Source organism: Saprospiraceae bacterium (genome assembly GCA_016713025.1).
GTDB lineage: Bacteria > Bacteroidota > Bacteroidia > Chitinophagales > Saprospiraceae > OLB9.
Genome location: JADJPZ010000004.1, coordinates 2605415 through 2620641, shown reverse-complemented (window position 1 = coordinate 2620641; position 15227 = coordinate 2605415). Strand labels below are relative to the sequence as shown.

At 39.0% G+C, this 15227-nt stretch carries 4 protein-coding genes; 3 read left to right on the top strand and 1 reads right to left on the bottom strand.

The window, feature by feature from the left end:
• Position 1 precedes the first annotated feature (1 nt).
• Positions 2-2149, bottom strand: a complete 2148-nt coding sequence (locus IPK35_17365) for a tetratricopeptide repeat protein (protein ID MBK8054984.1) — start codon at positions 2147-2149, stop codon at positions 2-4.
• Between the two features lie 311 nt (positions 2150-2460).
• On the opposite strand from IPK35_17365, the gene IPK35_17360 reads away from it, so the two are divergent.
• The 3 genes from IPK35_17360 to IPK35_17350 all read left to right on the top strand — a co-directional run bounded on the left by IPK35_17360 (position 2461) and on the right by IPK35_17350 (position 14747).
• A complete protein-coding gene (locus tag IPK35_17360) occupies positions 2461-6633 on the top strand; it encodes a hypothetical protein (GenBank protein ID MBK8054983.1) in 4173 nt (1390 codons plus the stop codon).
• Entirely contained in the window at positions 6609-7352 is a 744-nt protein-coding gene (locus tag IPK35_17355; protein MBK8054982.1) for a SprB repeat-containing protein, read from the top strand. The genes IPK35_17360 and IPK35_17355 overlap by 25 nt, the downstream gene beginning before the upstream one ends.
• 963 nt (positions 7353-8315) lie before the next feature.
• Positions 8316-14747: a hypothetical protein gene (locus IPK35_17350; protein ID MBK8054981.1), complete on the top strand. Its 6432-nt coding sequence runs from the start codon at positions 8316-8318 to the stop codon at positions 14745-14747.
• The last annotated feature ends 480 nt before the right edge of the window (positions 14748-15227 follow it).

Here is a 15227-nt window from a genome sequence, read left to right as displayed (position 1 = left end):
TTTATGCTTTTATAGGTAATTGTAATACTATTTTAAATCCATTAAAGTTTGCATTGGGTATAATCTTAACCAAGCCATTATGTTTTTCAATGATCTTTTTTATAATAAACATTCCTAATCCAGCTACAGATTTATTATTGGTGTTTTTAGTAGTGAAACCTGGTTGGAAAATCTGATCAATTAACTCATTCTGAATTCCTTTTCCATTATCACTATATTCAAGATATTGAATGTCATTTTCATTGAAATGATGTATCAAAATTTTCAAATTTTCCTTATTTGAATTGTGTTGCAAGGAATTGATCAATAGATTATTGAATAATTGTCGCATTAAAAAAGTATCTGCAACAAAAGTATGCGTTTCGCTTTTAACATGTACCATTGACTTTATTCCTTGATATTCATGATCTAGCATATCTAAAATATCATCCATGAGTTCTATAATATTGATTTTCCTAAAATGTAATTCAGACGACTCTAGATCAAAAATATGGATCAATCTTTGGCTCAAATGAAGTACTGATAAGATTCTTTTTGTGATAATATTCTTTTCTTCTTCACTTTGGCTAGTTGTTTCTAATTGTTTGATTTGGCTCTGTATGGACAGTAATGGATGTTTTAAATCATGAGATAAAGCCATGTAATACAATTTCATATTTTGATGCTGATCTTCTATAAGTTTATATAACTTGATAGTTTTATTATTTTGAAATATATAATAAATGAAAAACATCGAAAGCAATATTAATACTACAGCGAGGATTATTAGATTAGTAAATAAGTCTTTTTTATCTTCAATCAATTTTTGTTGCTTTTGTTGATTGACTAAATTTTCTAATTGTATTTCTTTCATTTGCATTTGCAAAAGCTGGGTAGTCAACTTGTTTTTATTGGAATACTCTTCAAACAAAATATTGTTAATGGATTCATAATCTTCCATTTTTAAAAAAGGCACTTTGTCTTTAATACTAGCCAATTCATTGTATATCGTAAGTGTTAAAATTTTATCATCAAGGGTTTTACTTTTCTGATAAGCCGCCTTTATATATTTTTGATACAATGCATTTTCTCCTTTTTTGCGATATAATATTGCTAGTTCAAGTAATGCAAAGGTATGACCACTCCTGATGTCAAAACGTTCAAATAACTGGAGTGATTCGAAAAGTTTTATTTCTGATTCAGTATATTTACCATTTTGATGATCCATTTCGCCAAGTTGAAGCAGCGCATAAGCTAATGAGCTAGAATCTTTTTCTTGTATTGCTTCTTTATAATTTTGTTGAAATAGTGCTTCAGCCTTTTTTATATTCCCTAGTCTTTTATACGACAGGCCCATACGTTCCCTTAAGGTGGAAAGTTCTATTTGTTTTTCTGCATTAGGAGCTAAATGAAAAGCCTTATGGTACATTTCTAATGCCTTAGTATCATTACCTAGAGCATAATAGCAATACCCAATACCATTATATGCTAATACCTGACCCGTTATATTTTGCTCATCTAATGATAATTTTAAAAGTATATTAAGGTAACTAATGGCGTCAAGATAATCTCCGTTGTTTTCTAAAGCACTTGCAAGATTTGTGATCGTCATTTTGTAATATTCATGACTTTTGTCAATGTATTGCAGAACTAATTGGTATGTTTTGATAGCTTTCTGATATGAACCAGTATTTCTATAAATAACACCTTTGAAATTCATCGCTTCTACCCATTGTATATTTTTGCATGGATCTGCAATAGCAAGCAATTGATCACATTGTTCAAGACCTTCCCTGTATTGAGATTGATAAAAAGCGTTTAAACTTAGTTTGTACAAAGTGTTCATCATACCAATACTATCGGGTATTTCCTTAAAACATGTCAACGCAGTGTTTAAATGTTTTTGAGCTAGTTGGTAGTCTTTTAATCTTTGGAAGCTGTCACCTATCTTCTTTTGTATTTTACAATATATGGAATCAGAAACTTGATTGGGATATTTCTTAAGATATTCAAGGCCAAGCTGGACCACCAAAGAGTCTCTATTTTCCTTGTATAATTTATTGATAGCCTTCAGAGAAGCAGCCCTATCTTTAAAAGTATCTATACCTTTTGCTTTGAACACACAAAGATGAATAATTATCAATATCAAAAAGCCTTTATATCTCAACATTAATCAGTACTATTTTGCTGCAAATTTAGAATTTAAAATGGTTTTACTTTATTAAACGGCATTTAATCATCATTTAATTAAAAATGATATACATGAAAATGTACTTAATTTATATTATTATTATTTATAATATTTAGCATTTTACATTTGCATCAGAATTTTGCACATCGAGCGATACTTATTTTCATTTTTTTGCAAGATGTCTAAATTTTGAACCACCTATCTGACAAAGAATGATATTTTACCTATAAGCTTGCATCATGTATCGTGATGCTCTAATTGTTTTATTAATATAAAAAATATTCATTCTCATGAAAGCAAAGATTTTAGTTCTAATGATTTTTCTATCAGGATGCACCTTTTTGATGGGTCAAACCTATCCTGCAAATCCTGATGTTATTATCTCCTGTTTTGTAGGAGGAGATATCAGAACTGCACCACAAAACACCGCAGCTGCAGTTATATCAGACCCATATAATACAAGGGTAGAAGTACCTGGCAATGTTATGCCAACACATGATAAGATATGGGCTAACGCAGGTCAAGTGGGTTCTGTATATGGTATTGCATATTCACCTACACAAAATAGAGCTTATGCAGCAGCATATGTTAAATCTTTTGCCATGCTTGGACCCGGAAACGGAGGCAATCCTGCTGGATTTGGATCTGCAGGAGCTATATACGCGCTTACACCGCCTACATCTGGTGGTGGACCATCTACAGTTACGGTATTGCTTGATATTGGCGCAGCTGCGGGGACAACACCAAGAGCTTCCAATGGTAGTGGTATGAATGCTGACCCTGCTTCTTTTAATCATATAGGACGTGTAGGTTGGGGAGATATTGATGTTTCGCCTGATGGCAATACACTGTGGGCTATGAATTTGTTCAATAGGTCATTGTATAAAATAGCATTACCATCAGGAACAATTTTGGGGACTTACCCTATACCAGGTATTACAGGAGGGCCAACATATAATAGTACATATACTAGTAATGAAAATTTAGATTTTCGTCCTTTTGGGTTGAAAGTTACAGCTACCAAAGTATTTGTAGGGATCATTAGTTCAGGAGAATCAGTTTCATTGCCATCTACACATAATACAAACAATTGCTCCAGTTTGACAACGCCAAATCTTGGAGCACATGTATTTGAATTTAATGTTACATCATCTACTTATAATTTGACTCCGGTATTATCTTTTGGTTTTCAAGGTGCAACATGGAATGATGGGCAGTGTTCGGGGGGAGATGCAGGTAGTAATGAATCGAAGTGGTATTATTGGTTGCCTGCCAATTCAGCATATCCAACAAGTGGGGGTCAATGGTTACGAGACTTACCACGTCCTGTTATAGCAGATATTGAATTTGATGGAAATAACATGATAATTGGTCTTAGAAATATTTCTAAGGATTGGTCAACTGTAATATCAGGGTATACCTTTCCAAGTGGAGGACAAGATGCTGTACAATATAATGGTTTTGGAGGTCAAATGTTAAAGGCATGTGGTGCAGCTGGCGGGCCTTGGACTATTGAGAGTGGTGGACAATGTCCTACTGGAACAGCTGGTTATAATTCTATTAGTTTTTTTAGGAATCACTATGCCCACGATAATTGGGATTTTGGAGGAAGTTTAGCAATAAAACCAGGCGAAAATGAAATACTCATTCCTATGTCACCGGGAGGTGACCAAGGTTCAGTAGGCTTTATAGATGCAACCACAGGGGAGATCAAAGATAATGGTGGATTATGGATGAATAACACCATCTATTCTCAACAAGCCTTTCCTACCGACGACCCAACCGTTTTTGGGAAGGCAGCAGGTCTAGGGGATTTGGATTTGCAATTTAATGCGGTAGCAATCTGTATGATTACCAATGTAACTGCTACACCTGGAACGTGTAATCCAGCTAATAATAGATATTCGGTATCAGGACAAGTCATTTTTAGCAACCCCCCATCGACCGGTACCCTTACTGTTAGTATCATTGGAGGAGGCACTCAAGTATTCAATGCGCCTTTTACTAGCCCACTGAACTATACAATTACTGGCCAAATATCTGATGGAGGTAATAAAACAATCAATGCAGTATTTTCAGCAGATAATACTTGTATAGGTACCGTAAACTATACTGCTCCTGTAAGTTGTATGCCAGCAGGGGTTTGTAATTGTCAAGAATACATCTATCTCAATGAGCCGTCAGGAGGAGGGAAAGTGCATAAGTACCTTGTTAATGCAGATGGCAGTCTTACAGAGGTTAATGCAAGTGGTGTGGTCACACCTACCAATCCACTGGCATGGTATGATAATAATACCACAGGTGATGACCTGGATGAGCCACATGGTATCGCTTTTGATCTTAACGGATTTTTGTACATCGCCGAAACGAGTAGTGGTGATGTAAGGAAATTGGATTGTGAGGGTAATATCTTTCCTGAATCTAATTTTGTGATTTCAGGTGAAGGTGGATGGAATTTTGCTTCCATTGGAAATACGCTTTACATTAATAGAAATAGCCAGTCTGATGTAGGAGCATTTAATTTATGCACTGGAAATTATATCAATGGTATTGATAATTGTGAAGGAGAGGGAAATGATTGGGGATTTTATTATGATAAAAGAACTGGATACTTTTATTCTGCATATAAAGGCACAGGAAATAATACAGAAAATAAAGCAGCAGTGCTAAGATATACCGCAGCAGATTTTGGTAGCGGAGTATGTATCCCAGAGTGGATAAGTCCTGGAGATGGTACACTAACTGTAGGAGTAAAAGAGACAGTTCCTAATACTTTCATGAGAGGTATGACTACAGATATGGCAGGAAATCTATATATTGTAGAAAGACAGTCTAATCAGGCAACAGCAAGACTTTTAAAGTATAATAGCAACGGTGAGTTTGTGGCCGCCACTGCCTATGATGGTACTGATGGTGATGGAGGATGGTATTTAGCGGCAGGAGTAGCATACAGCGAAACTTGCAATTGTCTTCATGTGTCCACAGCATCTAATAATGATGATTGTGTGTCTTCTTTTGACCTTAATTTGAATTATCTAGGCGCAAGTGTGCCGGGTAATTCAGGACCAGGAGGTTTTACAGCAGCCAAAGCTATAGGGATATTAAAAGAGTGCTGCCCTACATTACAGTCAACTTTTAACAGGAGAGTATGTGCCACCGTAGGGGCTAAATACTTTTTGAATGTGGAAGCTTTTGATGACTGTGACGGAGTTGTTTGTGGATCATCCTGGGTGCCACAAGGTACGCTTACAGGTATGACTTTTGACCCATGTGACAATAGTGTTACCATCACAGGGGAAGGTTGCGGAACATTCGCTTTATCATTGGGTGCAAGTCCTGGTAAAGGTTGCACTGCACAAACATCTATGTTTACCATCTGTGCTGGTACGCCGGCTGCGACAGTTACACCTGTCCAAGGCACATGTACAGGAAGCACACCGAATAATAATGCAAGTATTAATATTACAGGAGCTACTTTCGTTACAAGATATGGTTTTAGTACGGGTGCAACATATACTGGTCCAAATTTTGCTGGAGCTACTCAAATAGTTGGTGGAACAGCAACTATACCTAATCTCGTTCATAATACACAGTACACAGTAAGAGTTTTTCTTCGCGCTAATTGTTTTGTGGACTATACAGTGATGACGCCTGCTATTACTTGCAATTCATGCAATATAATGGTAACTTGTAATCCTATGCCACAAACCAATTGTACCCCTATAAATGGCAGCGCAAGCATAACCGTAACGGGAGGACAAGGTACGATTACCTATTTGTGGAGCAGTGGTGAAACGACTTCATCCATCTCAGGCAAATTATCAGGAACTTATACAGTTACTGTTACAGATGATTTTCTACCTAATTGTACAGCTACTTGTCAGGCTGTGATAACAAATACTACTACAAATCCAACAGTGACTTGCTCAAAGATGGACAACAGCAACTGTGCTACACCAAACGGGACAGCAACAGCAACGGCTACTGGAGTGGCCTACTTGTGGAGCAATGGAGGCACTACCTCGATGATCACAGGTTTAAGCAATGCGACCTATACCGTCACGGTGACGAGCACGACTACAGGTTGTACCAATACGTGCTCTGCTATAGTAGCAACGACGACAACCTTGCCTACAGCAACATGTACTCCGATGGATAATACCAATTGCGCTACTCCGAACGGTTCTGCGATAGTGACCACCAATGCTAATCAGATATTATGGAGTACGGGGGCAACGACAGCGAATATCACCGGGTTGAGTGCGGGCACCTATACAGTGACAGTAACCAATACTACGACAAGCTGTACCAATACTTGCCAAGCCATAGTTGGAAGCACAGTGACACCTCCTACAGTGACCTGCGCAAAGACGGACAACAGCAATTGTGCCACACCAAACGGGACCGCCACAGTGACCGCCACAGGAGTGACCTATTTGTGGAGCAATGGAGGCACTACCTGACGATCACAGGTTTAAGCAATGCGACCTATACCGTCACGGTGACGAGCACGACTACAGGTTGTACGGCAACTTGTTCCGCAATGGTGGCATCCAACTTAAATCCTCCAAGTTGTACAATTACTCAAAATTCTGAACCTACTTGTAGTAATTCGACCAATGGGTCTGTGACCGTAAATGTATCTAATGGCACTGCACCATTTTCATATAATTGGGGTGGAGGTATTATGGGGTCAACTAGAATGAATCTTGGTGCTGGAACTTATACAGTTACAGTAACAGACTTCAATAATTGTAGCACTACTTGTAGCACTACATTTAATGCTCCTACAGGATGTTGTGCCATTAATCCTATTTCGCTAATAAGTAATGAATGCGATGATAATGGAACACTTTCTAAGATAACGGACAATCGTATCTTAGCAAGAATACTTGTGACAAACCAAAATAGTCTATTAACAAATTATACGGTTTCTGTAAATGGCGGTACTTCAATAACTCCTTCTACTGGGATTTATGGAATTCCGCAGTTATTTAGATTAGGACCGGGAACTGCTGGTGGAGGTGCAACATTTAGAATTACTATTACAGATCAAGTAACGGGAACGACTTGTCAAGGGTTTATAGATGTGATCGGAAATGTGCAGTGTGCTGGAGGTCTTCCGAATGATTGCCCAACACCTAAATGTGGTACAGCGACGATTCAGGTGAATGGAAATTAAATAAAAATGCAGATTTGTTGATTTGCTGAATTGTTGAATTGCTGAATCACAGAACTGCTTGCAAGCAAATCTGTATATCTAGCAAACGAAGCGCAGCGATGTCCCGCATCAGGCGGGATAAAGAAGTTCTTCAAATCAAGCAACATAAAGAATAACGCTTTCATAAAGAGGGGTCTTTGCAAAAGAGTGAAGGCTCTTTTTTTTTACTTAAAACCTGATTCTACATTATAAACTGACAAAAACGCAATTTTGGTTTAATTCTAATGTGAGAAGTGGCTACGAATATCTGTTAAAAACAACTAATTGTACTTTGTCAATTTACATCCAAATCAGATTCCTCACCTTTCCATGAATCGAAATGAAGCTTTGAAAATTGGAATGTAGTAGAGTAAGTGGAATCGACATTTTGGAACCCACTTATTCTCAACCAAAAAATAAACATAAGTCGTCTTTTCGAATGAGATTTATCAACTGAGAAACCTATTTTATGGCAACACCTTAGTAAAGTTTTAAATTTGGAAAAGTAAAACAAATTAAACCGTCTTTATTTTAACATATGATAAAAATATTCAATATTATTATACATAAAAATGTACTGAACATTATGATGTGTATTCTTATTAATTAAAGTGTATTTTATTTGCACTTTAATTTGAACCAACCAACCTGTTTTCTTATATAAATGATAATGACCTTATACATTAATACGCCATATGTATAATTATAAAATCATTTAAAAAAACATGAAAGCAAAAATTTTATTTTTAATTATTTTTACCTTAGTAGGTCATTTTCATTTGGACAATGTAGTATTACATTCCAAAAATTACTGTTTCTCGATGTTATATTGCCAGTGGAGAAGCTAAAGCTACATTAAGTATAGAAGTTGCCTGGCAAAATGCTCCCCTAAATGATAGTATAGCTGTAGTCGCGGGTGGGCAAACAAGATATGTATACACGGGTATGAGGACATTAGTGTATGATGATACGACAGGGGTTACAAACTTAGTATCACCGCAGATCATAGCATTTACACTGGATGCTAATGGAAGTACAGGAAATCCCATAACTGCTGCTTTTACTACCAATGCTGGATGTAATACTTCCGGTACCTTTAATTTACCTGTGAGTTGTTTTCCGATGAGTTGCAGCCCTACAAACGATGTAGGAGGCCAAGTTTTTTTTGCTTATGATGCGAATGGCGTTAAGAATAGTTCAGAAGCTTTTTCAGGACAATCTAATGTTGCCATAAGTGTCATAGATGTAGATGGAACAGTTTACAATACAACTAGTGGTAGATTTGGTTTTTGGTCCGTAAATGTGCCGTTAAATAAATATCCTGTGAGGGTTGAATTTACGCTTGGAGTAATTTTGAGAATGGGAACTCCAAATGGATCCGATGGTAATACTACAACGCAATTTGTAAATGCTCCAAGTTGTAACATCGATCTAGGGGTGCTGAATAACGAAGACTATTGCGATGCAAACCCTACAGTTTATGTCCCTTGTTATATTAATGGAGACCCATTAGCTTCAGGTAGTGCAGTTGCTAATTTGGATGCTATAGTAGGATTTCCATACACAGCCAGTGGGGACAATCCTGCGTTGATTCAGCATTTAGCAACAGGGGCACAAGTTGGTTCTACCTGGGGGATTGCCTATAATAATCTAAAGAAACAATTAATAGCTTCTGCCACGCTCAAAAGACATGTAGGTCTTGGTCCTGAGGGTCTTGGTGGTATTTATTTTATTGACCCATCAATCACATCAGGCAGTAAAGTTGTAGCTTCCTTAGATGTAGCAGCTGATTTGGGTATCAATGTAGGTTCCATACCTTCCAATAGTGCAAGAGGATTGGCAACAACTACAGGAGGCCCTTCTGCTGATGCTGCAGCTTATTTAGCTATAGGAAATGTAGGTATTGGTGATATTGATATTTCAGATAATGGAAGATTCTTATTTTTTGTAAATCTATTTGACAAAAAACTGTACAGAGTAGATTTAAATGGATATAACACATCAAATACATTACCTACTGCAGCGAATGTAACTTCTTATGACATTCCTGATCCAAACTGTACAGGAGGTGAGTTCAAGCCTTGGGCACTGAAATGGAAAAAGGGGCTAGTTTATGTGGGTGGTGTATGTAATGCTATCACGTCTCAAGATAAGAAAGATCTGAGAGCATATGTATATACTTTTAATAATAATACTACCACTTTTGTAGCTGCACCCGCGTTTGATTTTCCATTAACTTATCCCAAAGGATATCCACAAAGAAACTATCCAAATGAAACAGGTTGGCATCCTTGGACATATGACTGGAATACAAAAGTAAACGGCGTAGCTGGAAATGGAAGAGACTCCATTTTAATTCATCCTGAACCAATATTATTGGATATTGATTTAGATGTAGACGAATCTATTGTATTGGCTTTCGGAGATTTGACTGGATTTCAAGGAGGATTTAGAAATTTAGCTCCTGATGGTACTGGTACTTCTAATGCAGCGGGAACAGGAAACTTTAATACTATAAATGGAGGAGATATATTGAGAGGACTTAGAAGTACTGGGACTTCATTTGTGTTAGAAAATAATGGAATCGTAGGTGAAAGTATAGGAGCAGGTGTCGGCAATAGCCAAGGACCTGGGTTTGGTGAATTTTATAACGATAATTTTTACTTTGACTTTGGCACATCTTCGCCATTTGGTATTAAATTACAACATGCTGAGAATGGTGTTGGCGGCTTAGCTATTCGGAACGGTTCTGGACAAGTTATACATTCGGTTATGGACCCAATTGATAATAATGCCAATGCAGGTGGTGTACGATTTTTAAGTAATACTACTGGTTTGAGTGAAAATGCATTTCAATTATATAATACAACTGGTACAAACACGGAGGCTGGAACCTTTGCTAAAGCAACTGGCTTGGGAGATGCTGAATTGGCATGTGCGCGTCCCACGTATATAGAAATAGGTAATTATGTATGGTATGATAGGGATCTTGATGGTGTTCAGGACCCAGATGAAACACCATTAAACGGTGTAAGGGTAAGCTTATATAAAGGCGGTGTCAAAATTGCAGAAACATTGACAAATTCGATAGGTCAGTATTACTTTTCATCAACATCTGCTTCTGACCCTAATTTAAATTGGATAGGAACAGGAGCAGATACCATTGTTTTGCCCAGTACAGCCTACAATATCGTATTTGGAGAGACACAATTTTCATCTGGCATGTTAACATTGTCGGGAACTGATTATTTTTTAACAGTAGCAAATTCTACTATTGGAACTGGAAATGATATCAATGATAGTGATGCGACAATTATTAGCAGTTTTCCTACTATACAAATTACGTCTCCTATAGAAGGAGCTGTAAATCACACGTATGATGTAGGATTCTATACTTGCCCCGAAGCAGGTACAGGTAGCCCTACAACAGTTTGTGACAACAGTACGACGGTCATAGATTTATTTAGTTTGTTGACTGGAGAAGATACAGGTGGTACATGGACAAGAACCACAGGTACAGGAGGGGCCTTCGTAGCTGCCACAGGTATGTTTACGCCTGCACCTGGTGCTACGACAAGTACATTTACCTACACAGTAGGAGGTGGAGGCTGTCCTACAGATACGGAAGTGGTAACAGTAAATATCAATGCTGCGGCGAATGCAGGAACAGGAAGTTCCATTATAGAATGTGCAGGTTCAGGAACCGTAGTAAATCTATTTAATTTATTGACAGGAGAGCAAAGTGGCGGCACGTGGACAAGAGTGAGTGGCACAGGCGGTACGTTTACTGCTGCGAGTGGCAGCTATACGATCACATCTACAGCCACAAATAGTGTGTTTAGATATACAGTCACAGGTACATCTCCATGTCCAAATGATACAGAAGATGTGACAGTCACGGTAACGTCAGCACCTACAGCGGGCACAGGAAGTGCGACGCCAGTCTGTGACAACAGTACGACAGCGATAGATTTATTCAGCTTATTAACAGGAGAAGATGCAGGTGGTACATGGACAAGAACCACAGGAACGGGCGGTACCTTCGTAGCTGCGACAGGTTTGTTTACGCCATCACCTGGTGCTACGACAAGTACATTTACCTACACAGTAGGAGGTGGAGGCTGCCCTACAGATACGGAAGTAGTGACTGTAAATATCAATGCTGCGGCGAATGCAGGAACAGGAAGTTCCATTATAGAATGTGCAGGTTCAGGAACCGTAGTAAATCTATTTAATTTATTGACAGGAGAGCAAAGTGCCGACACGTGGACAAGAGTGAGTGGCACAGGCGGTACGTTTACTGCTGCGAGTGGCAGCTATACGATCACATCTACAGCCACAAATAGTGTGTTTAGATATACAGTCACAGGTACATCTCCATGTCCAAATGATACAGAAGATGTGACAGTCACGGTAACGTCAGCACCTACAGCGGGCACAGGAAGTGCGACGCCAGTCTGTGACAACAGTACGACAGCGATAGATTTATTCAGCTTATTAACAGGAGAAGATGCAGGTGGTACATGGACAAGAACCACAGGAACGGGCGGTACCTTCGTAGCTGCCACAGGTATGTTTACACCAGCACCTGGTGCTACGACAAGTACATTTACCTACACAGTAGGAGGTGGAGGCTGTCCTACAGATACAGAAGTGGTAACAGTAAATATCAATGCTGCAGCGAATGCAGGAACAGGAAGTTCGGTCATAGAGTGTGCAGGATCGGGAACCGTAGTCAATCTATTTGATTTGTTGACAGGAGAGCAAAGTGGCGGCACGTGGACAAGAGTGAGTGGCACAGGCGGTACGTTTACTGCTGCGAGTGGCAGCTATACGATCACATCTACAGCCACAAATAGTGTGTTTAGATATACAGTCACAGGTACATCTCCATGTCCAAATGATACAGAAGATGTGACAGTCACGGTAACGTCAGCACCTACAGCGGGCACAGGAAGTGCGACGCCAGTCTGTGACAACAGTACGACAGCGATAGATTTATTCAGCTTATTAACAGGAGAAGATGCAGGTGGTACATGGACAAGAACCACAGGAACGGGCGGTACCTTCGTAGCTGCGACAGGTTTGTTTACGCCATCACCTGGTGCTACGACAAGTACATTTACCTACACAGTAGGAGGTGGAGGCTGCCCTACAGATACGGAAGTAGTGACTGTAAATATCAATGCTGCAGCGAATGCAGGAACAGGAAGTTCGGTCATAGAGTGTGCTGGAAATAATGTAATAGTAAATCTATTTGATTTGTTGACAGGGGAGCAAAGTGGCGGCACATGGACAAGAGTGAGTGGTACAGGAGGGACTTTTACGGCAGCGAGTGGCAGCTATACGATCACATCCGCAGCAACAACAAGTGTGTTTAGATATACAGTCACAGGTACGGCTCCATGTCCAAATGATACAGAAGATGTGACAGTCACAGTAAATCCTGCACCCACAGCAGGCACAGGAAGTGCGACAACAGTCTGTGACAACGGTACGACAGCGATAGATTTATTCAGCTTATTAACAGGAGAAGATGCAGGAGGTACATGGACAAGAACCACAGGTACAGGCGGTACCTTCGTAGCTGCCACAGGTATGTTTACACCTGTACCAGGTGCTACGACAAGTACATTTACCTACCAAGTAGGAGGTGGAGGCTGTCCTACAGATACGGAAGTAGTGACTGTAAATATCAATGCAGCAGTGAATGCCGGAACAGGAAGTTCGGTCACAGAGTGTGCTGGAAATAATGTAATAGTAAATCTTTTTGATTTATTGGCAGGAGAGCAAAGTGGTGGCACATGGACAAGAGTAAGTGGTACAGGCGGTACTTTTACAGCTGCAAGTGGTACCTATACGATCACATCCACAGCAACAAATAGTGTGTTTAGATATACAGTCACAGGTACGTCTCCATGTCCAAATGATACAGAAGATGTCACGGTTACAGTAACAGCAGCACCTACAGCTGGTACAGGAAGTAGTACCACCGTATGTGATAATAGTACCACAGCCATAGATTTATATAGCTTATTGACTGGAGAAGATGCAGGTGGGACATGGACAAGAACCACAGGTACAGGAGGTACTTTCGTAGCTGCCACAGGTATGTTTACACCTACACCTGGTGCTACGACAAGTACATTTACCTACACAGTAGGAGGTGGAGGCTGTCCTACAGATACAGAAGTAGTAACAGTAAATATCAATGCGGCAGTGAATGCAGGAACAGGAAGTTCAGTCACAGAGTGTGCTGGAAATAATGTAATAGTAAATCTTTTTGATTTATTGGCAGGAGAGCAAAGTGGTGGCACATGGACAAGAGTAAGTGGTACAGGCGGTACTTTTACAGCTGCAAGTGGTACCTATACGATCACATCCACAGCAACAACAAGTGTGTTTAGATATACAGTCACAGGTACGGCTCCATGTCCAAATGATACAGAAGATGTGACAGTCACAGTAAATCCTGCACCCACAGCAGGCACAGGAAGTGCGACAACAGTCTGTGACAACAGTACCACAGCGATAGATTTATATAGCTTATTGACAGGAGAAGATGCAGGTGGGACATGGACAAGAACCACAGGTACAGGAGGCACCTTCGTAGCTGCCACAGGTATGTTTACACCAGCACCTGGTGCTACGACAAGTACATTTACCTACCAAGTAGGTGGTGGTGGCTGTCCTACAGATACGGAAGTAGTGACGGTTAATATAGTAAGAGCGCCAAATGCAGGCAATGATGGTATAGCAGAAGGGTGTGAGGGTGGAACGGTCGTAATAAATTTATTTAATAATATCAGTAATGAAGATTTAGGTGGTGTTTGGACAAGGGTTTCTGGAAGTGGTGGTGTATTCGATGCGGTTGGTGGAACTTATGCACTAACAGCAGGCGCCACATCATCCATTTTTCAATATACGGTAGCAGGAATCATGCCTTGTTCGGATGATGCTTCAGTGGTGAATGTGACAGTAATTGGATCTTGTTGTGCCATTAATCCTATTTCATTAATTAGTAATGAATGCGATGATAATGGAACACTTTCTAAGATAACGGACAATCGTATCTTAGCAAGAATACTTGTGACAAACCAAAATAGTCTATTAACAAATTATACGGTTTCTGTAAATGGCGGTACTTCAATAACTCCTTCTACTGGGATTTATGGAATTCCGCAGTTATTTAGATTAGGACCGGGAACTGCTGGTGGAGGTGCAACATTTAGAATTACTATTACAGATCAAGTAACGGGAACGACTTGTCAAGGGTTTATAGATGTGATCGGAAATGTGCAGTGTGCTGGAGGTCTTCCGAATGATTGCCCAACACCTAAATGTGGTACAGCGACGATTCAGGTGAATGGGAACTAAGGTTAAGACTAAGATCAAGTTTGAGATCAGTTTGATTATCATCCTAAATCTTAATCTCAACTTTTATAAAGAATAGCTTTCATAAAGAGGGGCCTTCACAAAAGAGTGTTGGCTTTTTTTTTTGTAAGATTGAAGCATTATTAACTGTACAAGTTAGAATTAGATACTTAATTTAGTAACCGAAATAAACGTACTTTCAATTCGTCTATTCTTGACACTCTTTTTTTTTAAAAAAAAATAGATAATTTGGAAATAAATACAAAAAAAATGTACATATTTGAGAAAATGCCATATAAAATTAAGTTCTAAATACACAAAAATGTCAAGAGTGATATATATTGGTTTTATTTAATGCAATAAGTGTTATTTTTGGACTAGGATATTACAATTGAAATGTGCCAATAGATTAAGTTTAATTTTTTTGTAAGTATCTTATTGTAGGGAAACGATTGAAGTTTGCATGTTTAATAACCGAATATA

What these genes read in the sequence shown, in the direction of transcription:
- IPK35_17365 (MBK8054984.1), bottom strand. Translation starts at nt 2,149, where the DNA reads ATGTTGAGATATAAAGGCTTTTTGATATTGATAATTATTCATCTTTGT.
- IPK35_17360 (MBK8054983.1), top strand. Translation starts at nt 2,461, where the DNA reads ATGAAAGCAAAGATTTTAGTTCTAATGATTTTTCTATCAGGATGCACC.
- IPK35_17350 (MBK8054981.1), top strand. Translation starts at nt 8,316, where the DNA reads ATGAGGACATTAGTGTATGATGATACGACAGGGGTTACAAACTTAGTA.